General features: G+C 43.2%; 24 protein-coding genes. 1 reads left to right on the top strand and 23 read right to left on the bottom strand.

Annotation, left to right across the window (positions count from 1 at the left end; all coding sequences use genetic code 11):
* Positions 1-168: 168 nt before the first annotated feature.
* The 23 genes from recR to gatC form a co-directional block, all read right to left on the bottom strand.
* Positions 169-777, bottom strand: coding sequence for a recombination mediator RecR (gene recR, locus HXT36_RS04960; protein WP_004131082.1), 609 nt, complete (start codon positions 775-777; stop codon positions 169-171).
* Positions 778-3,042 carry a DNA polymerase III subunit gamma and tau gene (locus HXT36_RS04955; RefSeq protein WP_421778674.1) on the bottom strand — a complete coding sequence of 755 codons (2,265 nt, stop codon included), beginning with the start codon at positions 3,040-3,042 and terminating at the stop codon, positions 778-780.
* Positions 3,043-3,173: 131 nt separating this feature from the next.
* Complete coding sequence (locus HXT36_RS04950; RefSeq protein ID WP_018632981.1) at positions 3,174-3,578, bottom strand: Rv3654c family TadE-like protein; 405 nt, start codon at positions 3,576-3,578, stop codon at positions 3,174-3,176.
* Positions 3,575-4,099: a TadE family protein gene (locus HXT36_RS04945; RefSeq protein ID WP_421778673.1), complete on the bottom strand. Its 525-nt coding sequence runs from the start codon at positions 4,097-4,099 to the stop codon at positions 3,575-3,577. The genes HXT36_RS04950 and HXT36_RS04945 overlap by 4 nt, the downstream gene beginning before the upstream one ends.
* Before the next feature lie 192 nt (positions 4,100-4,291).
* On the bottom strand, positions 4,292-4,567 hold the full coding sequence (locus tag HXT36_RS04940; RefSeq protein WP_004132315.1) for a DUF4244 domain-containing protein: 276 nt from the start codon (positions 4,565-4,567) through the stop codon (positions 4,292-4,294).
* Positions 4,568-4,718: 151 nt separating this feature from the next.
* Positions 4,719-5,336: a type II secretion system F family protein gene (locus tag HXT36_RS04935; protein WP_115757037.1), complete on the bottom strand. Its 618-nt coding sequence runs from the start codon at positions 5,334-5,336 to the stop codon at positions 4,719-4,721.
* A 75-nt stretch (positions 5,337-5,411) separates the two neighbouring features.
* Positions 5,412-6,050, bottom strand: a complete 639-nt coding sequence (locus tag HXT36_RS04930) for a type II secretion system F family protein (RefSeq protein WP_016795458.1) — start codon at positions 6,048-6,050, stop codon at positions 5,412-5,414.
* Positions 6,051-6,181: 131 nt separating this feature from the next.
* Positions 6,182-7,216, bottom strand: a complete 1,035-nt coding sequence (locus HXT36_RS04925; protein ID WP_020757980.1) for a CpaF family protein — start codon at positions 7,214-7,216, stop codon at positions 6,182-6,184.
* Positions 7,197-8,330, bottom strand: a complete 1,134-nt coding sequence (locus HXT36_RS04920; protein ID WP_020757981.1) for a hypothetical protein — start codon at positions 8,328-8,330, stop codon at positions 7,197-7,199. The genes HXT36_RS04925 and HXT36_RS04920 overlap by 20 nt, the downstream gene beginning before the upstream one ends.
* Positions 8,331-8,470: 140 nt before the next feature.
* Complete coding sequence (locus HXT36_RS04915; protein ID WP_421778672.1) at positions 8,471-9,829, bottom strand: ClC family H(+)/Cl(-) exchange transporter; 1,359 nt, start codon at positions 9,827-9,829, stop codon at positions 8,471-8,473.
* A 131-nt stretch (positions 9,830-9,960) separates the two neighbouring features.
* A complete protein-coding gene (locus tag HXT36_RS04910) occupies positions 9,961-10,380 on the bottom strand; it encodes a fluoride efflux transporter FluC (RefSeq protein ID WP_020757983.1) in 420 nt (139 codons plus the stop codon).
* Entirely contained in the window at positions 10,377-10,934 is a 558-nt protein-coding gene (locus HXT36_RS04905) for a fluoride efflux transporter FluC (protein ID WP_115761457.1), read from the bottom strand. Before HXT36_RS04905 ends, HXT36_RS04910 begins: the two co-directional genes overlap by 4 nt.
* A gap of 66 nt (positions 10,935-11,000) precedes the next feature.
* Positions 11,001-12,302 carry an adenylosuccinate synthase gene (locus HXT36_RS04900; protein WP_115761458.1) on the bottom strand — a complete coding sequence of 434 codons (1,302 nt, stop codon included), beginning with the start codon at positions 12,300-12,302 and terminating at the stop codon, positions 11,001-11,003.
* 141 nt (positions 12,303-12,443) lie between these two features.
* Entirely contained in the window at positions 12,444-13,499 is a 1,056-nt protein-coding gene (fbaA, locus tag HXT36_RS04895; protein WP_102704821.1) for a class II fructose-bisphosphate aldolase, read from the bottom strand.
* A 54-nt stretch (positions 13,500-13,553) separates the two neighbouring features.
* A complete protein-coding gene (locus tag HXT36_RS04890) occupies positions 13,554-13,931 on the bottom strand; it encodes a chorismate mutase (RefSeq protein WP_102704890.1) in 378 nt (125 codons plus the stop codon).
* Between the two features lie 7 nt (positions 13,932-13,938).
* Positions 13,939-14,436, bottom strand: a complete 498-nt coding sequence (locus HXT36_RS04885) for an Lrp/AsnC family transcriptional regulator (RefSeq protein ID WP_004132301.1) — start codon at positions 14,434-14,436, stop codon at positions 13,939-13,941.
* Between the two features lie 292 nt (positions 14,437-14,728).
* Complete coding sequence (rho, locus tag HXT36_RS04880; RefSeq protein ID WP_032819478.1) at positions 14,729-16,642, bottom strand: transcription termination factor Rho; 1,914 nt, start codon at positions 16,640-16,642, stop codon at positions 14,729-14,731.
* Between the two features lie 206 nt (positions 16,643-16,848).
* Positions 16,849-18,468: an NAD(P)/FAD-dependent oxidoreductase gene (locus HXT36_RS04875; protein ID WP_016841732.1), complete on the bottom strand. Its 1,620-nt coding sequence runs from the start codon at positions 18,466-18,468 to the stop codon at positions 16,849-16,851.
* Between the two features lie 103 nt (positions 18,469-18,571).
* Positions 18,572-18,886, bottom strand: coding sequence for a DUF2469 domain-containing protein (locus HXT36_RS04870; RefSeq protein ID WP_004105898.1), 315 nt, complete (start codon positions 18,884-18,886; stop codon positions 18,572-18,574).
* A complete protein-coding gene (locus tag HXT36_RS04865; RefSeq protein WP_004131491.1) occupies positions 18,883-19,854 on the bottom strand; it encodes a GNAT family N-acetyltransferase in 972 nt (323 codons plus the stop codon). The genes HXT36_RS04870 and HXT36_RS04865 overlap by 4 nt, the downstream gene beginning before the upstream one ends.
* A 178-nt stretch (positions 19,855-20,032) precedes the next feature.
* Positions 20,033-21,532 carry an Asp-tRNA(Asn)/Glu-tRNA(Gln) amidotransferase subunit GatB gene (gene gatB / locus HXT36_RS04860; protein ID WP_421778671.1) on the bottom strand — a complete coding sequence of 500 codons (1,500 nt, stop codon included), beginning with the start codon at positions 21,530-21,532 and terminating at the stop codon, positions 20,033-20,035.
* 32 nt (positions 21,533-21,564) lie between these two features.
* The gene (gatA, locus tag HXT36_RS04855) at positions 21,565-23,106 is read right to left on the bottom strand and encodes an Asp-tRNA(Asn)/Glu-tRNA(Gln) amidotransferase subunit GatA (RefSeq protein WP_004131494.1); all 1,542 of its coding nucleotides are present in this window, start codon (positions 23,104-23,106) and stop codon (positions 21,565-21,567) included.
* Positions 23,107-23,108: 2 nt separating this feature from the next.
* Complete coding sequence (gene gatC, locus HXT36_RS04850; RefSeq protein WP_004114131.1) at positions 23,109-23,405, bottom strand: Asp-tRNA(Asn)/Glu-tRNA(Gln) amidotransferase subunit GatC; 297 nt, start codon at positions 23,403-23,405, stop codon at positions 23,109-23,111.
* Positions 23,406-23,903: 498 nt separating this feature from the next.
* Here gatC and vly point away from each other — a divergent pair, with 498 nt between their 5' ends.
* Positions 23,904-25,454, top strand: coding sequence for a cholesterol-dependent cytolysin vaginolysin (vly, locus tag HXT36_RS04845; RefSeq protein WP_020757501.1), 1,551 nt, complete (start codon positions 23,904-23,906; stop codon positions 25,452-25,454).
* Positions 25,455-25,501 lie beyond the last annotated feature (47 nt).

Genomic DNA, 25,501 nt, shown 5'->3' with positions numbered 1-25,501 from the left:
GCTTCTAAAGCACGCGCGTTAGAAGAACTAATCTAAAATCAGACTACAAAATCAGATTACCAAGCGTGCTCTATTTATTTTTATTTTTATTTTGCAATATATTAGTGGTGTGCATTCTGGCTAGCGGTTGCTTGCGACTTTTCAGCGTGCAATTTCCGCGTGCAATCTCTAAACATCTTGCCTTCCTGCAAAAGCGCGCCCAAGAGTCACTTCGTCTGCATACTCAAGGTCTCCACCAACTGGCAATCCGCTTGCAAGCCTAGTCACCTTTATATCAAGCGGCTCAAGCAGTCGCGCTAAATACGTAACTGTTGCTTCGCCTTCTATATTTGGATCTAGCGCTAAAATAACCTCTTTTACTTGTGCGTCTTTTAAGCGCTCAAGTAGTTGCGTTATTTTTAAGTCTGCAGGACCCACGTTTGCCATTGGATTAATCGCTCCGCCCAAAACGTGGTAAACGCCCGCGTACTCGTGCGTGCGCTCAATGCTCATAATGTCTTTTGGCTCTTCTACAACGCATATTTTTGTGTGATCTCTTCTAGGGTCTAAGCAAACAACGCAAGGGCTTTGTTCGCACACGTTACCGCAAATTTCGCAAAATCGCACGTTTTCTTTTAAGTCGTTAATCGAGTTTATTAGTTCTTGCGCTTGCGCGTTAGAAGACGAAAGTATGTAAAATGCAATTCGTTGTGCGCCTTTTGGGCCGATTCCAGGAAGGCTAGAAAATGCGTCTATAACTCTGCCGATTGCGCCTTCGTACGATGACACATTATGCATTTATTCCTCTTGCTTTCTTTTACGAGCGCGCGCGTTTTTAGGATTATTTGGGTCGCTTGCGCCGAATTCTTTTACAGATTTAACTTCAAACATTTTTTCCAAGTCATCTATGCTCAAATTTGTAGCGGATTCTAAAGACTCGTCTTGCATTGAGCATTCGTCTTCTTGAGCGCCATTTATGCCCTCTGCAGAATGAGTTTGTGCTTGTGACGACTCTTGCGACGGAACTTGTTCTTGCAATGATTCTTGCGATTGATAAGATTCTTGCGTTTCTTGCACGTTTTGCGCTCTATCAAAATCAACTGGCTTTATTGCTTGCTTTTCTCGCTGATTAGTAAGAGATTGCGATTGCTGAGTTTTATCTTGCGACTGCGTTTTATTTTGCGCTCGCGCAGGTGCAATTGCGTCTCCCATTGGAGCGGAAGCCATACTAGCCCAAGCGTCATCTTGCGATGCGTCTAAATGATCATCTAAAGGGTTATCTAAATGATCATCTAAAGAATTATCTAAAGGGTTATCACCGCCTAAAGGGCTATCAGCATTTAACTCGCTTTTCTCGCTTGTGTTTTTGCCAAATCCTTTTACAATTCCAGCTTTGCGCATAAGTAATTCGCGCTTAACTTGCGCAAGCTTTTGCGGATCCATTTTTGCTACAGACTCAACTTTTTGTCCATTTTCCGCAACAGAATCAGGCGCGATTGAAACATCTTTACCAAAAACGTCTTTTACTTTGCTCATAACAACAACTGGCACTTTTTTGCCATCGTAAGGAGCAGTCGTGCAAAGAGCAAGAGCAAAAGCATGCTGACTTATAGGCTCATCAAATGTTAAAACAAGCTTTCTTTTTAGCGGATTGCTTTCGTCTAATCTAACTTTTGGAACGTGATTTCTTTCTACGTATTCGCGAACATCGCTTGGAAGACTTTTAACAAGATTGTTCCAAGCTTCGTCAACGTCTAAAATTTGAGGCGCGCTTGTAGTTGCGCTTGCATTTGCATTTGTGCTAGCGTTTGCGTTTTCTGGCTGTTCTGGCCACTTTGCAGCTGTTTCTGCAGTTTCAATCGCATTTGCCGCAGCCGACCCAATAAAATGCTTTACGTTCGCTTTTGGCGCTTCAACATTTTTTGCATAAACTTGTGTTTGAATGTTTTCGCTCGAATCCGTTCTAGTGCAAAGTAAGCGTGCAACAAGAATTTCAAGATTCATTCTAGGCGAAACAGCATTTGCCATTCCTGAAAAAGCATTATTTACGATTTCTGCCATTCTAGACAAGCTTCGCAAAGTGAGCTGACTTGATTGACGTTGCAAAACTTGCATGTCTTCTGGCGATAAATCCCCAAGCAAGTTTTTAGCACTATCTACTCCAGCAGAAGCCAATAGTAACAAATCGCGCAAGCGACCAAGCAAATCTTCTACAAACTTGCGACTATCGAAGCCTCCAACAATAACCTTTTGCACAGTTTCGTAAAGTTTTGCTCCGTCTTTTTCAATAAGAGCGTCAACAACATCTCCGATTAAGTTAGAAGGCGTAAATCCAAGAAGAGCAACCGCAGAATCTAGCGATATAACGCCATCTACGGAGCCAATCATCAATTGATCTAACACAGAAAGCGTGTCTCGCATGGAGCCGCCGCCTGCGCGCATGGCAAGTCGAAGAACGCCTTTTTGTGCTTTAATGCCTTCTTTTTGGCAAATACTCTCTAAATACGGCCCCATTACTTCTGGCGGAACTAGTCTAAACGGGTAGTGGTGAGTTCTAGAACGAATTGTTCCAATCACCTTATCTGGCTCAGTTGTAGCAAAAATAAACATAACGTGCTCAGGCGGCTCTTCCACAATCTTAAGCAAAGCGTTAAAGCCTTGAGGAGTTACCATATGAGCTTCGTCTAAAATAAAAATCTTATATCTATCTCTTGCTGGTGCGAATCCTGCACGCTCGCGTAATTCTCTAGCGTCGTCAACGCCGTTGTGACTTGCTGCGTCTATTTCTACAACGTCTATAGAACCTGGGCCGCCTGTTGCAAGATCTTTACAGCTTTGGCATTTTCCGCACGGCTTAGAAGTTGGCCCTTGTTCACAATTAATGCATCGCGCTAAAATTCGTGCCGAACTTGTTTTTCCACATCCGCGCGGTCCAGAAAACAGATACGCGTGCGTAATTTTGCCTTGATCAAGTGCTCTAATAAGCGGAATCGTAACCTGATTTTGACCAATAACACCTTCAAAAGTGTCTGGTCTATATCTTCGATACAACGCAAGTGCCATAACTATAACCTACCGCCAACTAGATATTAACTTAAATCCGCTTACTGTTTAAGCAAATCATCTGTTCCATTTTAATCATCTAAGTACTAACATGCTAACGATGCGCACTCTACTACATGCTACATTATGGTTCACTCGCTACAATCCACTAAACCCGCTTTAGCGCTTACGGTTATTCTAGAGGCCATTGGAACGTGTAAAGGAACGCTTAATTTTAGCGATATGTCGTTATCTTTTTCCACACAAGACTCGATTTTTGCATTGTTTGCTGTAGCTGTGTTTTGCGCGATTTTGCAAGCGTCTCCGTTCATGTTCTGTATAGCAACCGCTCCCGATATTGCCGATGCATTTGCTAACGCATATGCGCGATGTTTTGAAACAAGAATCGTTCCAATAACCGCACAAAGAACCAGAATAGAGCAGATTGCGGTTACTAATCCTATGCCAAGCATAGTTCCAGATCCGCAATCCGCTCCGTGTAAATGTTTAGCTTTTAAGCATTGCGTTATTAATCGCTTAGCTCTTTTTTGATTCATATTAAAACCTGACTAATGCGCGCTTCTACTTGCATTGGCAAAATCTTCAGCGGGTCTGGCACAACCGGGCAACTAACAACAATATCTGCCATATTTCCAACATATTCGACTTTTACAGAACTATTTTTTCCAGATACTTTATGCACTATATTTTGAGCTTCTTTAGAATCGTGTGTAGATGCAATGTAGTAGGCAACTTGGCCTGCTGCATCGTTGCAATTCATTGTATTTACTACTGATTTGCCTACAAAAATTAACACTATAGCAAGAATCGCAACTGTAGGTAGAATAATCGCAAATTCTGCGGTTACTGCACCTGAATCTTTAACATCTTTAACATCTTTAACATCTTTAACATCTTTAACATCTTTAACATCTTTAACATCTTTAACATCTTTAGCATCTTTAGCATCTTTAGTGAATTTAGTGCTTTTAGTGTGCTTGTAACTATTTATGCTCGTATTTTTTGCATTCCTTTTGTTGAAAATATTCAAAAACGTATAATTCTTCATTTTTCTCATTTCTTTCGCATTAGTGAATCTCCATTATTAGTGTTTATGCTTAGTTCTTTAGCATTCGTTTAATCTTGTTTTAATCTTGTTTAATCTGAATCTTGTTTAATCTCATCGAATCTTGTTAAATATCAACAAGAGCTTCATAATGTTTCACGCAATGTTTCACGCAGTGCTTAACAACTTATATTCTTCTTTACATTAGCTAACGTGCAAAGCTCTTTTAACAAGTTCGCCAATAGCTTTGTGCACAGCATCCGACTTAGCAATAGCAATAAGAACTGTTGCAAAAGCTGTAGCAGCTATAAGAACAACCGCATATTCTGCAGTAACTGCTCCTTCGTCTAGTTTCTTTAGACTGTTATTCAAGCGGTTTTGCATACTATTGCACGCCTGTTCTGCTTTAATCAATCCTTTGTTTGCGTTTGTTGTAAACTCGCAACAAAGTTTTGAAAATGCTTTAGCAATTGTTTTCATGTTACTTACCTTCCTTTCTTTTATTTATTGTTTATTTTTTATTTATGTACCCAGTTTGGATACAAATTTTTTAAGTGCCATTTTTAAGACTTTTATATGCGACTTTTTATATAAAATCGTTTTCACTGCGATTTTTCACTGCGATTTGCAGCTAGTGCATAAATGATGCAACTGTTGGCAAAATGCCAACAAAAATAAACGCTGGCAAAAAGCACAATCCAACTGGCAAAAGAAGTCGCACAGAAAGTTTCGAACTTTCTTTTTTTGCAACATTCTTCATTGATTGCTCGTAGTTTTGCAAAACGGCGTTAAGTACTGGTACGGGGGAGCTTCCGTAAATCCAAGATTCACGCAAAGAATTTTTTAGCCATGTGCTTAAAATCAAAGATGCGCAAGCGTTCTTATCTTTTTTACTAAAGCAAACATGTGGCTCGCTCCAAGCTTCTCTCCAAGTGCTGCCAGAGATAAGCGCTTTAGAAACGCGACTTAGCCAAATTCCTTTTGATGCAGGCAAAGAACAACCGACTACGTCTAGTGCTCTAGTTATTGCAACACCACTTTTTAGTGCAACTATTATCATTTGCAAACCAAGAATCGGATCTATATCGCTTAGTATGTTTTGTCTAAAGTCGTAAGTGTTTTGCATAAAAACGCTCGGCTTAACAGCGCGCTCATAGAGTGAGCTAGATGCCATTTGCTTAGAAAAAAGTTTGCACAAAATAATTATGTATGCAACTAAAATAAGCCAAATAATAATTGCTCTTAGCATTTATCCTCCTTTACTGCATTAAGTTTTGACTAAAATACTTCTTTGATTACTTCGTAGATTATTTTTGATTGCGTTTTAATTGCCATTAAAAGAAGCGGATTGCATTGCGTTTCTAGAATTTTTAAGAATGCGCGCAACCCAAATAACTCCAACCGCGTAAAATGCCATTCCAACGCTTAAAAGCGTATATCCTTTGTAGCTAGTAAAAATCATTAGTATTGGGTTTGCTCCTAAAAGCTGACCAGTTAAAAGAGACAAAAATGGCAGTGCAATAAGCAACTTAATAGTGGCTTTTGGCATTGCAAAAACTTCCGCGCTTAAATCATCAACCCTTTTGTTTGCATAATAAGAATCCGCAACAGATTGAACGCAATCTGCCATTGGGCAGCCAATCGAATTACTTAATTTGTATACACTCATAAGAGATTGCGCTATTTTACGAATGTCTTTTTGTTTTTTGGCATTTTTATAATTTTTTGTATTCTTTGTATTCTTCGCGTTTTTGAAAGAGCTATCTAAACTAGACGTGATTGTGCTTTCGCTTAGTCTAGAATCAAACCACTGTAATATGGATTCTGCATTTATTTGCTTGTTGTATGCTTTGCGCGCATTGCCATTAGCATTGCAATCTGAGCATACGCCAATAATTGACTCAAACGAAGCTCCCGATTTTAATGATGCAACAAGAGATGCTAGCGACTCTTCAATACTCATGTTAAATCCTTTGTTAGCTTTTATTTTGCTTGTTAGTTTGCTTGTTAGTTTGCTTGTTAGTTTGCTTGTTAGTTTGCTTGTTAGTTTGCTTGTTAGTTTGCCTTATTTTTGCCCGTTTTGCTTTTTGCTTGTTAAGCTCTTAAAACTATTTGCGAATTTAGTGGCAAATGCCATTTAGACGAAAACTCTTTCCATGCTAAAGTGGCCTCTATTTGCGTGTCTTTAACTCTTAAAACAGGAACGCCTTCTAGTGCGCCAGAATCATTAGATCTTAAAACTCCAAGCTCCTTTACAACGCGTATCCCGTTTACGCGCTCAACGTGAATAACAACGTCGAATGCGTCTGCAGCAAGAGCGCAAAGTGCCATTGGCTCCAGCCCTGCGAGCAGACCAAGTGCCATTAATCGCGCTGGAACTTTTTGTACTTTATCTGCGTGCAAAGTCGTCATTCCGCCTTTGTGTCCGCATGTAAAAACGCGCAATAAATCAGCGATTTCTTTGCCTCTGCATTCTCCTAAAATGATTCTGTCTGGTCGCATTCGCAAAGTGGCTTTTACAAGCTCTTGTAAATCAATGCATCCTGCGCCTTCAACGTTTGCTTCTCTTGTTGCTAAAGAAACGTAATCGTTAGAAACACAGCCCAATTCCCTAGTTTCTTCAACAGTAACTATTCTGTCTTTTGGATTACAAGAAGCTAATAGAGCCTTCATAAGTGTTGTTTTTCCCGAACCCGTGCTACCTGTAATCAAAATATTTGCGCGACTCTCAACAAGCAAATAAAGAATCCTAGATAGCTCAATTGGAAACATGCCTTTGCTGCTAAGTTCCGTTAAACAGTAGTGCTTTAGCGCAGGGAAGCGAATCGAAATGGCAGCTCCGCTCAAAACTATTGGTGCAATAAGCGCGTGAATTCGCACACCAAGTGGACTAGAAGCGTCTGCAATTGGGCATGCGTCGTCTAATCGTTTACCCAATTGAGCACAAAGCCAGACGGCATATTCGCGCAAAACACTGGGATTATCAAACGGGATTCTTGGATTGTATTCATTAAGCCCAAGCCCAAAGTCTGCCCAAACTCTTCCCTCACCTGTAACAACAATATCTGTTACATTGGGATTATCTGCAATATCTTGCAAAATTCCAAAATCAATATCTTGTAAAGCCATGCCTACCACCCACTATTTTTGAAAATCTGCCAAATGCGTAAGAAGAATTACTTTGCGTGTTAGATGCCATTAAACCCGATTTACGCGAGTCGCCAAGCAGCCATATGGTGATTTTTTCTACCGCACTTTGCGCGCATTTTGGTATGCTTCTAATCCCATACCCACCAATTATGTCTTCGTACATCTTAGAATCGTGACCAATTGGGCCTTCTACATTGCAAAGTAAATAATCACAAGCTTCTGTAATCTCTACTGGGCAAAATCTGTTAGAAAGTCCGCGTGGATTTAAGCCTGCAACAATATAAGTTAGATTTTCCGCGTAATTTTTATGATCCAACTCTAGGTTTTGCAAATGCGCTCGCAATCGAGCTAAACCTAAAACGCTAAGCTCCGATGCAAAAATTGTTGGAACATTCGCTAGAGTTGGAAGACTTTGTAAAAGCCTTCTTGCCGAAAATCCAGATCCAATATCTACAATCACAACGTCGCAAGCTTTAGCAAGACCTCTAATTGCGGCCTCAATAACCCATGGCTTAGGCTCCTGATTTTTCCAAGGTGAGTAGGCCAGAATATCCACATTGTTCCAATGCAAAAGCTCGCAACGCAAAACGTAACCGTCTAGTCTTCCTAAAGGAGCTTGAACCTCTTGCAATCTTCTGCCTTCGTCTTGCTCCAATCCAAGTAGAACATCTAAACCGCCATTAGAAATATCTGCATCGATTAAAGCTACAACGTATTTTTTACTAGCAATATTGCTTGCAAGAAGTGCAAGAGTAGTGCTTAAGCCAATTCCGCTATTTGCTGCAGAACCAATTACAACATTTTTTGGAAAAGGCTTTAGCGAGTAGTTCAAGCTTCCAGTAGTTTTTTGAGCAACACTATTATTGCGATCGTCTTGAAGAACACGATTGCTTATAACGCCAAAATCTTTGTTAAACGTAGGATTTTCAGCCAGTTCACAACTGCGATTAAAAGATGCAATAACAGTTGAGTCGTTAACATTGTTAGACTGATTAATGGCGTTTTTAAGCGCACTAGCCTGCGGAGGGTACGTGTTAAGTACCCTAGCAGCGCACGAAGGTGCATCGTAGTTATCAATACTCATATTGCTCATGCAGCTATTGAATCGCATACAAAATAAATAAGCAATACTTTTGTAAGAATGTGGTTAAAGGCTCAATAAACGTTGCAAATCCGCCAAAAAGTTATCCACATTGCTGTTTTAGCGTATTTTTGTACAAGCGTATAAGCATATTAACGCACAAGTTTTGGATTGGAAGCCATGTACCTTTCCAGAAGTTCGCCATAGATTGGCTTAGTGTGCAAAATATCGGATACAAGAAGTGCAATAAAAGCAGATGCAGCAACTGGAAGAGTGTGAATCATTGTTCCCGACATTTCTACAGTTAGCAAAATCGAAGTGAGCGGAGCTTTTACAGAAGCCGAAAGCGTGCCAGCCATAACACACACTGTAAAAATTGGCATTAGCTTTGCGTCAATGCCAAGAATCGGAATGCTTATTATTGCGCGCGCAGCAACGCCGCCTGCTAGCGCTCCAACAGCAAGAATTGGCATAAAAATTCCGCCAGGCGCTCCGCACCCAAAGCTTGTAGAAGTAAATAGCATTTTTGCAACAAACAGAATGCACAGAAGCGCTATGCTTGCTTTTCCATATTCAGAGAGCTTAACAAGATTCGAGCCTCCGCCAAGAACTTCTGGCAAATATAAGCCAACAGGAATCGCGATTAAGCATGCTATAGATACAGGAGCCCACTTTGGCAAATATTTATACATCGTTTGCAATCCAAGTAAGGATCTATTCATTAAAGAGCCAATAAGTCCCGCAAAAATGCCAAGCGGAATCAGCCAAAAATGAAGTGTCATTGGTAAGTCTGGAATCCTTCCAAAGTCTAAAACAGGTCGAAGTCCAAAGCATGTTTGAGACACAAAGTCCGCGCAAATAGATGCAGCAGCAGCTCCCATAAGAACTGTAGAAGACAATCCGTGTTGAACTTCTTCCATAGCAAACATAAGCCCAGAAAGTGGAGCGCTAAATGCTGCAGATAAGCCAGCTGCAGCTCCAGCGGTTACAACATAGTGTTCTTGCGTATCGTTTTTATTGCCTTTTCTAAAAATGCGAGACATCATTTGCGCGCCGCAAGCTCCGATTTGAATCGAAGGGCCTTCGCGCCCAAGAGATAAGCCAAATAGCGAACCCAACAATCCGCCTACAAATCGAACAGGCAAAATAGTGTTCCAACACATTTTTAGACCGCGCTGAACGTATCCAACAACTTGTGGAATGCCGCTTCCAGACGCCATGCTTTCTTTGCGACTCATCCAGCCAATAAAGAATCCAGCAACAATCGCAAAAATCACGCAAGGCGCAATCCAAAGCATGTTTTGCAGCATTCGCGCATACATCCATCGCGCAAAATCGGTTCCGTACTCAATCCCAAGTCTATAAGTTGCTACAAGCGCTCCCGAAACAAGGCCAACAACTACGCCTGCAAGAACCATCTTCCATCTAAGATGCTTAAGTGTTTTAAGAATGCGATCCGAAAAGTCGCGCAAAAAGTCGCGTATAAAACCGCCTACGTTCTTTAAAGTCACAATAAACCTATTCTTAAATCAAATCGCAAACAAATACACAAAGCATTTTAACATTTTAATAACACAATAAACGTTAATTAATAAAATACATTAATTAATAAATAAAATACGTCAATTAATAAAATTAAAAACTAAGACTTTAGAAGTAAAAACATTACAAAACACGGTCCAGCGTATGCAATAAATGCGCACAAGAATGGCACTATTAGTTCGCTAATAAAAAGACATAGTCCAAGCTTGATTTTCTTTAGCTTAAACAGGCTTACGATTTCTAAGATTGCGGTTGAAAACGTTGAAAATCCGCCTAAAAATCCCAATGCGCACGTGTAGATAATAGTCGAAGCAAAAGTTAAATCGTATATAATCGAAGAACTTAAAAATACAACTAAGCCCATTATAAAAGACGCAAAAGCGTTGATTAGCAAAGTCGCGATTGGAAAATCATGGTTATAAACGCGCCCGATTGCGTCAGATATTGCGCAACGAAGAACGGCGCCAAGTCCCGCAAAAACAAGAGGCAGCCAAAAAAGAACGTATGCGTAAGACATCATTTTGCACCGCCCCTGTTAGCGTCTATTTTATTGATGGCGTTTGCATCACCAGCATTTTTTACGCTGCCATTGCCTTTAAAAGCAAAAATTTTATCTCCAATTAGACTCCCAACAAGCACTGCTAAAACGCCAAGAACCATAGACAACGCCATAATGGCAATTACTTCTACAATGTTCATTGCAGTAAATGCGGAATGCGCGCCCTCAAAGGCAAAAGTAGACATTGTTGAAAGTCCGCCGCAAAATCCTGTGCAAAAGCCGTATTTTATTAAGTCTTTATTTTTGCTGCGCAATCTATTTGCTACAAGCGAACTTACTAAAGCAAGAATAAAACATGCTAAAACGTTAGATAAAAGAGTTGCAAAAGTAAAGCGGCTAAAAAGCATAGAATATCCCGAATCCCAATGCATGCCGTACGTAAAAACGCCTATTTCACTACGCACAAAAGCGCCAAGCAATCCGCCAATAAAAACAACAAAATAGATTTTTAATCCAAGTGATTTATGCTGGCGCTTTTTAGGCAAATCTGGGCGATTTTTTCTCGGAACACTCATATTTTTAGCCGCCTTAAATCGCATTTAATATGTATTTAGTCAACTATTTAGTCAGCATTAATAGCATTAATCGATCAACGAATGAACGCTAATAATGTGGTCGCGCTGAGGGCCAGTGCCAATTGCAGAAACACGGCAATGGGAAAGTTCTTCCAAGCGCTTTACGTAGCTTTGAGTGTTTGCAGGCAAGTCTTCAAACTTGTGCACTTTAGAGATATCTTCGCTCCAGCCTGGAAGCATCTCGTAAATTGGCTTAGCGCTAGCAAACAAAGACTGATCTACTGGCATCTCGTCCACACGCTCAACGCTTCCGTCAGTTAAAGTTACATCGTAAGCTACGCAAACGGGAATCTCTTTTAAGCCAGTCAAAACATCTAGCTTTGTAAGAACAATATCAGTTAGGCCATTTACGCGAGTAGCATAACGGCTAACAACAGAGTCAAACCATCCGCATCGGCGAGGGCGACCAGTAGTTACGCCATATTCGTGACCCTGCTCGCGCAGCCAATCGCCGCTTTCGTCCAAAAGCTCTGTAGGGAATGGGCCTTCGCCAACGCGCGTAATATAAGCCTTAGCAACACCGATTACGCGATTAATGCGAGTAGGACCAACGCCCGTACCCGTGCAAGCGCCTCCAGCTGTAGGATTAGAAGACGTTACAAATGGGTATGTTCCGTGGTCAACGTCTAGCATAGTTGCCTGGCCGCCTTCAAAAAGCACGGTTTTACCATTTTCCATTGCCTGGTTTAGCACAAGCGAAGTGTCGGCAACGTATGGCTTTAAGCGCTTTCCAAGTTCTACGAGCTGGCTTGTAACGGCATCAATATCAATTGGGTGCTGGTTGTAGAGCTTAACAAGCATTTGATTCTTTTGATGCAAGCTGGCTTCTACTTTATCTCGCAAATGATCCGCGTTAAACAAATCGTGTACGCGAATTCCAACGCGATTAATCTTATCGGCATAAGTCGGTCCAATTCCGCGACCCGTTGTGCCAATCTTGTGCTTTCCAAGGAATCGCTCCGTAACTTTATCGATTACGCGATGATAAGGCGTAATAACATGCGCAGACTCGCTAACAAGCAGCTTCGAGCAGTCAACGCCGCGTGATTCTAGCGCGTCAATCTCTTCAAAAAGAACCTCTGGGTCTACAACAACGCCGTTTCCAATAACGGGAGTTACGTTTGGGCTGATTATGCCGCTAGGAAGTAAGTGCAATGCGTAAGATTCGTTTCCTACAACAACAGTGTGGCCAGCATTATTGCCGCCATTAAAACGTGCAACAATATCTACCTTAGAACCAATTAAATCAGTTGCTTTACCTTTGCCTTCGTCACCCCATTGAGCGCCAATAAGCACAATTCCAGGCATGCTGAACCTCCATTTTTGAGCTAACGTTGCCCAAATAAACACAATTCCTACGTGTTAAGATTATCGCAAAGCCAATACCGAATAATGCCAAATAATGCCTAATAATATTTGCGATTGCGCTATTTTAGAGCTGTTCTAAAGCTATTTTAAAGCTTTTCCAGCAGACCCAAGCTGCACGCATGCTTCAACAACACGCTGAGCCATTGCTTTTTCTGCCTCTTTGCCCCAAGACCTTGGGTCGTAAAGTTTCTTGGCACCAACTTCGCCGTCGATTTTAAGAACCGAGTCGTAGTTGTGGAACATGTGGTCGGCGATTGCGCGCGTAAAAGCGTATTGCGTATCTGTGTCAATATTCATTTTTACAACGCCATATTTTACAGCTTGCGCAATTTCTTCTGCTGTAGAGCCAGATCCGCCATGGAACACTAGCAAGAATGGTTTTGTTGGCACGCCAAACTTGCGATTGCACAAATCAAGCTTGTACTTGTTGTATACAGCGCTTTGAATGTTGTCTAATAACTGCGGCCTAAGCTTAACAACGCCCGGCTTGTATGCTCCATGAACGTTTCCAAACGTAAAAGCTGCCATGTATTTTGCGCAGTCCTCTAAACCTAATCGCTCAACAACGCGCATAGCGTCTTGGGGAGTGGAGTACAGCTTTTCGTCAATATCTGCTCTGTGGCCGTCTTCTTCGCCGCCAACTGCGCCAATTTCAATCTCTAAAATCGTGCGTGCTTTTGCAGACTCTTCTAGTAATTCTTCTGCAATATCTAAATTGTGCTCAAGTTTAACTGTGGAACCATCCCACATATGCGACTGGAAAATCGGCTCTTTGCCGTTCGCAACTTGATCTGCTTCATAAGCTAAAAGTGGCCTAATCCAATCGTCTAAATAGGCTTCTGCACAATGATCTGTGTGCAATGCAACCGTAATGTTTGGGTATTGTGCAGCAACTTGATGCGCGAATTGCGCAAATGCGATTGATCCAACAACGCGATTATTTACGCACTGGCCAGAAAAATATGCGGATCCTCCAACAGACACTTGAATAATTCCGTCGCTTTGTGCTTCGGCAAATCCTTGTAGTGCTGCGTTTAAGGTCTGTGTGCTAGTAACGTTAATCGCAGGGTAGGCGTATCCGCCTTTGCTGGCTGCATCAAGCATTTGTGCGTAACGTTCAACGGTTGCAATAGTCATATTTTTATTATGACTCTAAGCGCGCATATTTTTCAGATTTTGCTAGATTTGTTACTATTTTTGATTATTTTTGATTTCTTGATGACGCTTTTTTGCGGCAGCTACAACAAAATGTAGATACTCTAGCGCGATTTCTTCTTTTAATCCAGATTCTTCAGCAATTTTTTTAAGTCGATTCGCCTGGCGATTTTCCCTAGACTTATCTTCTGTAGCAAGATTTGCGCGAGCTTTTATTTCTCCGACTTTTTCCGTAACTTTAAAGCGCTCTGCTAGAAGCGAAACAATTGCATTGTCAATATTGTCAATCGACTGACGCAGCGCAAAAATCTCATTCATTGAATCGTTGCAATCACTATAATCGCTGCAATCGTTGCAATGCGATTCATCAAAATATTCGCGTGCGTCAATCGACTCTTTAGAAAAGTTGAACATGCTATTTTTAGTCAAAATAAGTTTGCAAAACCATTGTTGTTTCTGTGCTAACTGGAACAACACGATGAATTGTGTTGATTAGTTCTTCTAGCTTGCTAGGAGTTGCAACGCGAACAACAAGCATAAAGCTTGGGCTTCCAGTAATCGAATAGCACGCTTCAATGCCGTCAATGTCTTTCAACTTGGTTGGAACGGAAGCTTCTTGCTCAAAATCAAGAGGCGTAACCGCCACGAATGCGCTTACTGGCAAGCCTCTGCGCTCGTAGTCAATCAAAGCGCGATATCCAGTTATGATTCCTTTGCGCTCGAGCTTTTGAACTCTGGATTGCACAGCGGAAACAGACAGTCCAGAAGCTTTGGCTAGCTTGGTTAATGTTGCACGGCCATCGTGCTCAAGAATATCTACAATAATTGCATCCGTAGAATCGATCGGAGCAACTGTGCTCGCGCTGGTTTCTAAGCCAGAAGGAATATTATTTTCAATCCTATGAGAGTTTCCCGTCATGCGATCTCCATCCTCATACAGCGCCACCAAAATCTTTGTTTTGCTTCTTCGACTTTAGCTGCGCCCCCTGCAGTCTCTTCAATCGTATCGTATTTTTTAATGAAAAAGAACAAAATTAGATAAAAAATCACGGTTTTTCACATTATTTAACACATGTTTACATATATAAACTTTTGACCATTCTATTTTTATGTATGTTTTTTGTATGTTTTATGCATGAGATTATTAAAAATGCCTCATGATTATTAAATCAAGAGGCATTTAATTTAGATTATTATTTTACGCGAAAACTTTACGCGATTGCGCCTGTTCCGCCATTTGTGGAATTGTTGGCTTGCTGAACAATAGCCGCAAGAAAATCGCGATTAGAAGCGGTCTTCTTTAAGCGCGGAACCAAAGTCTGATAAGCCTGTTCTGGCTCCAGTCCGCCGAACAATCGCCTCAAGCGATAAATAATCGGCAACTCTTGAGCAGGAGTAATCAACTCTTCGCGGCGCGTGCCAGAAGAATTGATATCTACAGCTGGGAACAGTCGCTTATCTGCCAAATCGCGGCTCAAACGAAGCTCCATGTTTCCAGTGCCCTTAAACTCTTCGAAAATAACTTCATCCATCTTTGAACCAGTTTCCACCAAAGCAGAAGAAATAATAGTCAAAGAGCCGCCATTTTCAATGTTTCGTGCAGCACCAAAGAACTTCTTAGGAGGGTAAAGCGCTTGAGCGTCTACGCCGCCAGAAAGAATACGGCCAGAAGCAGGAGCAGCAATATTGTATGCGCGAGCAAGGCGAGTCATGGAATCAAGAAGAACAACAACATCTTGGCCAAGCTCTACAAGCCTCTTAGCACGCTCAATCGCAAGCTCTGCAACAGTAGTGTGGTCTGATGCTGGGCGGTCGAATGTAGAAGAAATAACCTCGCCCTGAACAGTGCGCTCCATGTCTGTAACTTCTTCTGGGCGTTCGTCTACAAGAACAACCATCAAATGTACTTCTGGATTGTTAACAGCAATCGCGTTAGCAATATTTTGCAAAGTGATTGTTTTACCAGCCTTAGGAGGCGAAACAATCAAACCACGCTGACCCTTGCCAATAGGTGCCACAAGATCAATGATTCTGCCAAGCATGCGATTTGGCGTAGTCTCTTGCTTTAAGCGTTCATGCGGATACAAAGGTGTGAGCTTAGCAAATTGTGGGCGATTTTGAGACTCTTCTACGCTCATGCCGTTAATGCTGTCAACACTTTGCAAAGGAACGAACTTTTGACGCTGATTCCTGCGATCTCCCTCGCGAGGAGCGCGAATAGAGCCTTGAACCGCATCTCCCTTGCGTAAGCCGTACTTTTTGATTTGGCTCATAGAAACATAAACGTCATTTGGACCAGGCAAATAGCCAGAAGTACGCACAAATGCGTAAGATTCAAGCACATCTACAATGCCAGCAACTGGAACAAGCTCTTCTTTTGGCTCTTCGCGACGTGGAGCTTGCTCGTGAATCTCGTGCTCTTCACGAATCTCGGAGCGTTCCGCACGTTCAGTACGTTCCGCTTTAGAATCGTAGTCGTCTCTAGTGCGTCGCGTTCTGCGCTGGAATCTATCAGATCTTTCTGCTTTAGAAGTGTAATCATTTTCTTCGCTAGAGCGAGTAGACATACGCATTCTGCGCGATTCCGAGTTGCGGTTAGCGTTTGGAGCAGAAGACTTTTCGCTTGGCAAAGTGGCAAGAATCTGATCTAAATTAGCATCCACTTCGTCTGTTTTAGCAAAATTACTACCATTATTTTGCTCAGCGTTTACGCTTGCATTTGTACGAGCGTTATCTTCTCTCGTAACATTTGCAGAGCCTTCTTTGCGATATCGATGAGTCTGATTTTCGCGCGCAAAATTGCGATTACGCGTCCCACTATTTGCATCGCTTGAATCAGAAGAATCATTAAAATCGCGATTCGTGTCAATGCTCGAGCGGAGTTCAAAAGAAGATGAATTGTTTTGCGTTTCGTCGTCGCTTTGAGAAACACGATTTATTCGTAAAGTGCTTTTAGGAACATGAACGCTAACACCAGCTGGAGCATCCCCACCATTGCGCGCAGCAGTTAGCGTAGCAACCAAATCTGGCTTGCGCATTGTAGACGTACCGCGTAGACCCATTTGCTTCGCAAGATCCTTAAGCTCCGAAAGCTTCATATCATCAAGATTTTGGCTTGTTGCCACAGTTATGCCTTTCCCTAACTCCAAGATAGATTGCTTGGAGCTTTACGTGGAAGATTACGGAAAATCCGTTGTGAATATAACGACAAACACATATCAATGTGTATTAGTCGCTGATAAATGTATGCTACTACACTCGTAAGACTCACAACAACACGCGCGGCAGGGTATGCACTATATGTGCGATATACGCGAATACGCTACAGACGCTACTTCTTTTCGTGATACGATTTTTCGGTATTAACAGACCAAACGTTATCTTTAGACTTCTTACCACTATTGATGTTTTGAACAGCTTCGATAGCAGTTGCCATTGAGTGATCCTGGTTATTGTAGCGATGCTGGCCATTTCTACCAACACAATACAAGTTGCCAAAACCGTCTAAGTACTTAACAAGATCAGGCATTTGAGCGTAAGTATCAAAGTAAGCAGGGTAGGCCTTTGGAACGCGTTCGCGATGAGCATCTAAAACGTCGTCTTCGCTGTCAATAACTTGCATGCGAATCAACTCGTCAATGGCGTTTTTGCGAGCTTCTTCGTCGCTCATATTCCAAAAATCGTCGCCTTCGCTGCAGAAGTATTCAAGGCCAATCCAAACGGTATTATCAACGTCTTTAACAAGGTATGGGCTCCAGTTGTTAAAGATTTGCAAGCGTCCGACCTTGTAGCCAGGGTCTTGAACGTAAATCCAGCAATCTGGCACAATAGGAGGGTTGCCAAGCGTTGGAATATCTGTAGTGTTGCGCAAACGCATGCGCTTAACAAGCAAGCCAACAGTTACAAAATCGCGGTAAGGCAAGCCTGCTGCAACTTTTTGCAAGTCTTGTGGAACTTCTGCATTTGCATCGCCATTCGCGCCTTGCTCAATAGATGCAACCAAATCTTTAATTGGCATAGACGAAATAAACTGATCTGCACGAAGCTCACTGCGTTCGCCATTTTGATTTTCAACAACAACACTGCAAATCTTGCCATCCGCTTGCTTTACGGCAACAACTTTAGATCCTGTTAAAACAGTGGCTCCATTTTCGCGGCAGCGGCGTTCAACGGTCTCCCAAAGCTGACCTGGACCAAGCTTAGGATACCAAAATTCTTCAATTAAAGAAGTCTCAACTTCTTTCTGACTTGCATTATTCTTAGGCATAAGCTTAGAAATAGCGTTCTTCAAAACTTCAACAATGCTCAAGCCTTTAACGCGCTGAGCGCCCCAATCAGCAGAAATCTGGCTTGGATGCCTTCCCCAAAGCTTCTCGGTGTAGCCCTCAAAGAACATGGAATACAACTTTTTGCCAAAGCGATTAATGTAGAAGTTTTCGAGGTTTGTTTCTGGCAACTTGTGAATCATGGACCAAAGGTAGCTAAAACCAACCTTCATTGTTAGCACAAAGCCCATAGATCGCAAGGTGGATGCCGAAAGAGAAATAGGGTAGTCGAAGAAATGATGATTCCAGAAGATTCTAGAAACACGATGACGCTTAAGCATAACTTCATCTTCGACTTCCGGGTCTGGGCCTCCAGCCTCTAAATCGTGATGCCTGCCAAGCTTCTTATCGTCGTAAGAAGGAGCGCCCTGAAGAGGCAACATATCTCGCCACCATTGCATAATGCGATCGTCTTTAGAGAAGAATCGGTGTCCGCCAATATCCATGCGGTTTCCGTTGTATTTTACGGTGCGAGAAATGCCACCAAACTCGCTGGTTGCCTCAAGAACAGTCACATCGTAGCGGCTAGAGCCGCCATCTTTTACAAGCTCCCAAGCTGCCGTCAACCCTGCCGGACCGCCACCAATAATCACTACAGATTGTTTCTGGGATTGTGTATCAGCCAATTTTCCTCCATAACTAAAAACCGCTTTATAAAGTCAAAAACGCAAAATTGCAAGCACGTATTTATACTGAAATCTAAATATAAGCTTTACTATTATACTCTTATCACGCGATAGATTCTGGAATATCAATATCTGTTTTTTGTACTTCTTCCACATTTACGTCTTTAAACGTAACAATACGAACGTTTTTTACAAATCGCGAAGGGCGGTAAACATCCCACACCCAAGCGTCTGTTAATTGCACGTCAAAGTACACGTCTTGACCTGCGGAGCGCACGTTAAAATCAACCTTATTTGCCAAGTAAAATCGGCGTTCTGTTTCTACAACGTACGTAAAAAGCTTAATAACGTCACGATATTCCTTGTATAACGCAAGTTCGGCGTCTGTTTCGTAATTGTCGAGGTCTTCGGCGCTCATTGCTTCCCTTCCGTTGGCGTGATTTGCGTATTTGATGTAGCTTTATTCGCTGCGTCGTCTTCTTGAGCACGCTTGCGGCCTCGTCCTATAATACGCCACCATGCGCGCTTAGAGGAATTATCCGTGTGCTTAACACTATGCTCGGCCTTATCGGCCGTTAACGACTTGCGCGAATCGCCATTTTTAACTGGGATTGCAATCGAATGTTCGTGCGCGCTTAGGGCCTCGCAAACTCCAGGATTATCTTCGATAACGTGTAATCCAAAAGCGTCTAGCGAGCGAATCGCATCGTACTCGTCTACAAGAGTGTCCATAACAACAAAATCTTGATACTTTTGGCTTTGAGAATCCCAAAGTGCATCGCGAGCAGTTCCCGTTTTCATAAATCCAAGCGACTGGTACACGGAAAGCGAGCGCGTGTTTGTTGCAGGAACGCCAACCCAAATTCTGTGCAAAGCAAGACCAACCTCGCTTGGCGCAAAACCGTAAGTCATAACTCTAGGCATTGCATCCCTAGAATACCCACGACCCCTATAGTCGCGTCCTAGAATCACCTGGATCCTAGCGGATTTAGACCAACCGTCAATGTCAATCAAAAATATCATTCCAATAATATTGCCATTAGCATTTTCGGAGTCATCAATAAAATCTGGCACAATTGACCATGCGATTGTTGGGCGCGATTGAGCGTCGCTAGAGGCGGCATCATGATTAGATTTTGCCTCAGTGCTTCCAGCCGAAGACCATTGCACCGAACGATTCACCCACGCGTGAACCATGGCGCGCTCCGATTGCGCATCTTTGCCTGTTATAACGGCTGCTCCATCAAAAGCATGCAATGCGTCCATTTGCGCCAAATCTTCGATTGTTGCTGGCCTAAGACGTGCCATTTCGCCGCGGATTGGCGGAATCGTAATATTTTCTGGCAACTCGCGGTGGCTTGTAGAATCAGCATTGAATCCTTGCATATTCACCTTTTTCGTACAATCGACTTACGTGTTATAAAAGCTTACAAAAAGCGCTACAGCGATTAGTAAAAACCGCGTTATAAAATCGCACTTTTTGCACCCTATACAATGCTATAAAACACAAAGTTAAAACGCAAAGTATAAAGCGCAAAAAGTGCAAAGTAAAAGCTAATCTAAACTAGCCTTTGATTTTTGCCATTACAATCTTAGTAACGGCTTTAGCGTCTGCTTGACCCTTAGTCGCACGCATAACGGCGCCAATAATTGCGCCCATCGGCTTCATATTGCCTGCCTTAAGCTTTTCTGCAACTTCAGGATCGGCTGCAAGAGCAGCGTCAACAGCAGCTTCCAAAGCGCCGTCATCGTTCATAACCTTGAATCCGTGCTTATTAACAACTTCATCAGGCTTGCCCTCGCCAGCCAAAACGCATGCAACAGTTTGCTTAGCGAGCTTATCGTTAAGCTTACCGTCTGCAATTAGCTTTTCAACTTGCGCCACATCTTGCGGAGTAATAGGCAATTCTTCCAAAGTTACGCCACGAGTGTTTGCTTCGCGAGCAAGCTCACCAAGCCACCACTTCTTAGCGCCAGCAGCACTTGCACCAGCTTTAACGGTTTCTTCAACCAAATCAAGAGCATCCGCGTTAAGAATATCTCGCATTTCAAGATCGCTAATGCCCCATTCGCTTTGCAAACGGTTACGGCGCTCGCGAGGCATTTCTGGCATTTGTGCCTTCATGCGCTCAATATGCTCCTTAGTGATGTGAAGCATAACCAAATCTGGGTCTGGGAAGTAGCGATAATCGTCGGCGTCAGACTTTACTCGGCCGCCAGCAGTAGTCTGAGTTGCCTCATCCCAGTGACGAGTCTCCTGCAAAATCTCGCCGCCTTCGCTCAAAATAGCAGCCTGGCGACGAATTTCGTATTGAAGCGTCTTTTCGATTCCGCGGAATGTGTTCACATTCTTAGTTTCCGAGCGCGTACCGAATGGATCGGTTGGCTTTCTGCGGAGCGAAACGTTTACGTCTGCGCGCATATTGCCCTGCTCCATACGAGCATGGGAGAGGTTGAGAGCGCGAACAATATCGCGAATAGCGCGCATGTATGCGCCTGCGATTTCTGGAGCGCGGCTGCCAGCACCTTCGATTGGCTTAGTTACAATCTCGATTAAAGGAACGCCTGCGCGATTGTAATCAACCAAAGAATGATTTGCGCCTTCAATACGACCGTCAGCGCCGCCAACGTGAGTATTCTTACCAGCGTCATCCTCAATGTGAGCACGCTCAATCGGCACGCGGAACACAGTGCCATCTTCCAGCTCAACATCCAAGTAGCCATTGCCATTAGTAGGCTTATCGTACTGGGAAATCTGATAATCGCGAGGCATATCTGGGTAGAAGTAGTTTTTACGAGCGAACTGGCTCCACTCAGCAATTTCGCAATGCAACGCCAAACCGAGCTTAATCGCGTAATCAACTGCAGTCTTGTTTACAACTGGCAGAGAGCCTGGCAAACCAAGGCTTACAGGTGTTAGCTGAGTGTTTGGTTCGCCGCCAAAAGATACTTCTGCTGGGCAGAACAGCTTTGTGCGCGTGCTAAGCTCAACGTGAGTTTCCAAGCCGAAAACTGGGTCAAACTGCTCCACAGCATCGGCGTATTTCATAAGTTTTTCAGCCATGAGAATCCTTCTTATTTAAGCTTTATTTCACTTTACTTAGCCAATGAATCGAGCCAACCAGCTTTAAGCGACTTCCAGATTGGGCCGCTCCACTTTTCTTCGAGCGCTGCTTCCAACGCTGCTGCAGGCTTGTACATCTTTTCATCATGGCATTGCGGAGCAATAATCTGAATGCCAACAGGCAAGCCATCATCGCTCAAGCCAGCTGGGAGGCTCAAAGCTGGAACGCCAGCCATGTTTGCAGGAATCGTAGCAATATCGTTCATGTACATAGAGAGTGGATCGTTCATCTTCTCACCAAACTTGAATGCCGTTGTAGGGCTTGTTGGGGAGACTAGAACATCTACCTTATTAAACGCTTCTTCAAAGTCGCGAATAATAAGCGTACGAACCTTTTGTGCCGAGCCATACCAAGCGTCGTAGTAGCCAGCGGAAAGTGCGTAAGTGCCAAGAATAATACGACGCTTTACTTCGTCGCCAAAGCCAGCTTCACGAGTTGCAGCCATCATGTTTGCTGCAGTTTGAGGCTTGTCTGCTGGTGGCATTACGCGCAGACCGTAGCGCATGCCGTCGTAGCGAGCCAAGTTGGAGCTAACTTCGGAAGGCATGATTATGTAGTATGCAGATAGCGAGTAAGGGAAGTGAGGGCAGGAGACTTCTGTTACTTCTGCGCCCATATCTTTAAGCAATTGCACAGCCTCATTAAAGCGTGCTTCAACGCCTGGCTGGAAGCCTTCGCCGCTAAGTTCCTTAACAAGACCAACCTTTACGCCCTTCAAATCGCGGCGAGCACCCTCGCGCGCAGCCTGAGCCATTGGAGGAACAGGAGCTGGAATCGAAGTTGAATCGCGCTTATCGTTGCCGCCAATGATTTCCTGCAAAAGTGCAGAGTCAAGAACGGTACGAGAAACAGGACCAATCTGGTCTAGCGAGCTTGCCATGGCGATTGCGCCAAAACGGCTAACTCCGCCGTAAGTTGGCTTTGCGCCGACTGTACCAGTTAAAGCGCCTGGCTGACGAATGGAACCACCAGTATCTGTACCCAAAGCAATAGGGGCTTCGAATGCAGCAACAGCAGCTGCAGAACCGCCGCCAGAACCGCCAGGAACGCGCTCGGTATCCCAAGGATTGCAAGTAGTTTGATAAGCAGAATGCTCTGTAGAAGAACCTTGAGCAAATTCATCTAGGTTAGTCTTGCCAAGAATTGGCATGCCAGCTGCCTTGAGTTTTTCAATAACAGTAGCATCGTAAGGTGGAATCCAGCCTTCGAGAATCTTAGATGCTGCAGTAGTAGGAATGCCCTTAGTAACAATCATGTCTTTAATGGCAATTGGAACGCCTGCAAGCTCAGGTAAGCCTTCGGCTTCGCCATTAGCATTCTTTTTATCAAAAGCATCTGCTTGCTCAAGTGCAATATCTGCAGAAACATGCAAGAATGCTTTGATTTCTGGTTCGGCTGCTTCGATTACTGCCAAGTGAGCTTCAACAAGCTCGCGGCTAGAAACTTCTTTAGCTTTTACAGCTTTTGCCATATCGGCAGCAGAAAGCTTTACTAAATCTTGAGTATTAGTCATGTTTATTCCTCCCCCAAAATTCGAGGTGCTACAAACATGCCAGACTCGCTTCTAGGAGCACCAGAAAGCGCTTCTTCTTGAGTCAATGGCGTAGCTGGCTCGTCTGGGCGCAAATACGCTTCAAGAGGTACTGGATTTGCAGTAGGTGGCACATCTTCGCCAGCAACTTCCTGCACTTTGTTAATAGATTCTGCAATGACGTTTAATTCGCCTTGCAAGCGACTGATTTCTTCGTCGCTAAGCGCAATCTGGGATAGAACGCCCAGATGCTCAATTTCTTCGCGTGTGAATGTTGGCATAACCTCAACTATATGTGTGATGCGTGACCTTCTTATAGAAGAAAAAAGCAATATTGATAAAAGATTTACACACGTTACTGTAGAAATATTTTCCCAATTTTAGAACATGATTGTCGATCCATATTTTCTAGGGAAAATTATGTGTAATATTAAAAAAATTTTATTAGTGAGACAATAAGCGAAATAACAATTATTATCACATACAGTTTTCATAAAATTAACGAGTATAAAATAGTGAAGACGAGGGTCTATGCATGTCAACACGCCATGAAATGGAAATAATTCAATAAAAGAATGTTGGCATTCCAACCTTCTTCATACGTTTATTTGCAGAATAAAAAAATTTGTTTTATTTCACTATCCCAGAAATAAAAAAGCATGTAATAATTAAATGCTATGAGATATTAAGCTAATGCAGCGAAGCATTCCATGCATAGAAGCAAATAAGTTACGGTATCTCATAAAAAATAACATAAAATATAAAATTGAAGGACACATATGAATAACACAAAGTTCTACCGTAATGCAGCAATGTTGCTCCTCGCGGGCGCAACTATTATTCCACAATGCTTAGCAGCACCAGCAATGGCCGCTCCTGCAGCTAAGGATTCTGAGCCAACCGCATCTTGCGCAGCCAAGAAGGACTCGTTGAATAATTATTTGTGGGATTTGCAATACGATAAAACAAACATTCTCGCCCGTCATGGCGAAACCATTGACAACAAATTCTCTAGCGATAGCTTCAACAAGGGCGATGAATTCGTTGTTGTTGAGCATCAGAAGAAGAACATCACAAATACAACTTCAAACTTGTCGGTTACTTCCGCCAACGATGATCGCGTATACCCAGGTGCTCTTTTCCGCGCTGACCAGAATTTGATGGACAATATGCCAAGCCTGATTTCCGCAAACCGCGCTCCAATCACGTTGAGCGTTGATTTGCCAGGCTTCCACGGCGGCGAAAGTGCTGTAACTGTTCAGCGCCCAACCAAGAGCTCTGTAACTTCCGCAGTGAACGGCTTAGTTTCCAAGTGGAATGCACAGTACGCTGCAAGCCATCATGTTGCAGCTCGCATGCAGTACGATTCTGCAAGCGCACAAAGCATGAACCAGCTCAAGGCAAAGTTTGGTGCTGATTTCGCCAAGATTGGCGTTCCGCTGAAGATTGATTTCGACGCTGTGCACAAGGGCGAAAAGCAGACTCAAATTGTGAACTTCAAGCAGACCTACTACACCGTAAGTGTTGATGCTCCAGATAGCCCAGCTGACTTCTTCGCACCATGCACTACGCCAGAAAGCTTGAAGAGCCGCGGAGTAGACAGCAAGCGTCCGCCAGTATATGTGTCCAACGTAGCTTACGGCCGTTCAATGTACGTAAAGTTCGACACCCGCAGCAAGAGCACCGATTTCCAGGCTGCTGTTGAAGCTGCAATCAAGGGTGTTGAAATCAAGCCAAATACCGAGTTCCACCGCATTTTGCAGAACACTTCTGTAACTGCTGTAATTCTCGGCGGCAGCGCAAACGGTGCAGCCAAGGTTATTACCGGCAACGTCGACACGTTGAAGGCTTTGATTCAAGAAGGCGCAAATTTGAGCACCTCCAGCCCAGCAGTTCCAATTGCTTACACCACTTCCTTCGTCAAGGATAACGAAGTAGCAACTTTGCAAACCAATAGCGATTACGTTGAAACCAAGGTTTCTTCCTACCGCGACGGCTACTTGACTTTGGATCACCGTGGAGCTTACGTAGCTCGCTACTACATCTACTGGGATGAGTACGGCACCGAAATTGACGGCACTCCTTACGTGCGTTCTCGCGCTTGGGAAGGCAATGGCAAGTATCGTACAGCTCACTTCAACACCACTATTCAGTTCAAAGGAAATGTACACAATCTACGAATCAAGCTGGTTGAAAAGACTGGCTTAGTTTGGGAACCATGGCGTACAGTATATGACCGTTCCGATTTGCCACTGGTTCGCCAGCGCACAATCAAGAACTGGGGCACCACCTTGTGGCCACGAGTTGCTGAAACTGTGAAGAACGACTGATACTTATCACAATTTCAAAAAATAACTTAATAAAGATAATTTAATAA

Origin of the sequence: Gardnerella sp. DNF01144, assembly GCF_049244245.1 — a bacterium.
Lineage (GTDB): Bacteria > Actinomycetota > Actinomycetes > Actinomycetales > Bifidobacteriaceae > Bifidobacterium > Bifidobacterium piotii.
The sequence above is the reverse complement of the archived record's forward strand: the minus strand, read 5'-3'. Positions and strand labels throughout refer to the sequence as shown.

Bases quoted from the DNA above. Each gene is read 5' to 3' on its own strand.
- recR (WP_004131082.1), bottom strand. From the start codon at position 777: ATGCATAATGTGTCATCGTACGAAGGCGCAATCGGCAGAGTTATAGAC.
- HXT36_RS04955 (WP_421778674.1), bottom strand. From the start codon at position 3,042: ATGGCACTTGCGTTGTATCGAAGATATAGACCAGACACTTTTGAAGGT.
- HXT36_RS04950 (WP_018632981.1), bottom strand. From the start codon at position 3,578: ATGAATCAAAAAAGAGCTAAGCGATTAATAACGCAATGCTTAAAAGCT.
- HXT36_RS04945 (WP_421778673.1), bottom strand. From the start codon at position 4,099: ATGAGAAAAATGAAGAATTATACGTTTTTGAATATTTTCAACAAAAGG.
- HXT36_RS04940 (WP_004132315.1), bottom strand. From the start codon at position 4,567: ATGAAAACAATTGCTAAAGCATTTTCAAAACTTTGTTGCGAGTTTACA.
- HXT36_RS04935 (WP_115757037.1), bottom strand. From the start codon at position 5,336: ATGCTAAGAGCAATTATTATTTGGCTTATTTTAGTTGCATACATAATT.
- HXT36_RS04930 (WP_016795458.1), bottom strand. From the start codon at position 6,050: ATGAGTATTGAAGAGTCGCTAGCATCTCTTGTTGCATCATTAAAATCG.
- HXT36_RS04925 (WP_020757980.1), bottom strand. From the start codon at position 7,216: ATGGCTTTACAAGATATTGATTTTGGAATTTTGCAAGATATTGCAGAT.
- HXT36_RS04920 (WP_020757981.1), bottom strand. From the start codon at position 8,330: ATGAGCAATATGAGTATTGATAACTACGATGCACCTTCGTGCGCTGCT.
- HXT36_RS04910 (WP_020757983.1), bottom strand. From the start codon at position 10,380: ATGATGTCTTACGCATACGTTCTTTTTTGGCTGCCTCTTGTTTTTGCG.
- HXT36_RS04905 (WP_115761457.1), bottom strand. From the start codon at position 10,934: ATGAGTGTTCCGAGAAAAAATCGCCCAGATTTGCCTAAAAAGCGCCAG.
- HXT36_RS04900 (WP_115761458.1), bottom strand. From the start codon at position 12,302: ATGCCTGGAATTGTGCTTATTGGCGCTCAATGGGGTGACGAAGGCAAA.
- fbaA (WP_102704821.1), bottom strand. From the start codon at position 13,499: ATGACTATTGCAACCGTTGAACGTTACGCACAAATGCTTGATGCAGCC.
- HXT36_RS04890 (WP_102704890.1), bottom strand. From the start codon at position 13,931: ATGTTCAACTTTTCTAAAGAGTCGATTGACGCACGCGAATATTTTGAT.
- HXT36_RS04885 (WP_004132301.1), bottom strand. From the start codon at position 14,436: ATGACGGGAAACTCTCATAGGATTGAAAATAATATTCCTTCTGGCTTA.
- HXT36_RS04870 (WP_004105898.1), bottom strand. From the start codon at position 18,886: ATGAGCGCCGAAGACCTCGACAATTACGAAACAGACGCCGAACTTGCG.
- HXT36_RS04865 (WP_004131491.1), bottom strand. From the start codon at position 19,854: ATGCAAGGATTCAATGCTGATTCTACAAGCCACCGCGAGTTGCCAGAA.
- gatB (WP_421778671.1), bottom strand. From the start codon at position 21,532: ATGGCTGAAAAACTTATGAAATACGCCGATGCTGTGGAGCAGTTTGAC.
- gatA (WP_004131494.1), bottom strand. From the start codon at position 23,106: ATGACTAATACTCAAGATTTAGTAAAGCTTTCTGCTGCCGATATGGCA.
- gatC (WP_004114131.1), bottom strand. From the start codon at position 23,405: ATGCCAACATTCACACGCGAAGAAATTGAGCATCTGGGCGTTCTATCC.
- vly (WP_020757501.1), top strand. From the start codon at position 23,904: ATGAATAACACAAAGTTCTACCGTAATGCAGCAATGTTGCTCCTCGCG.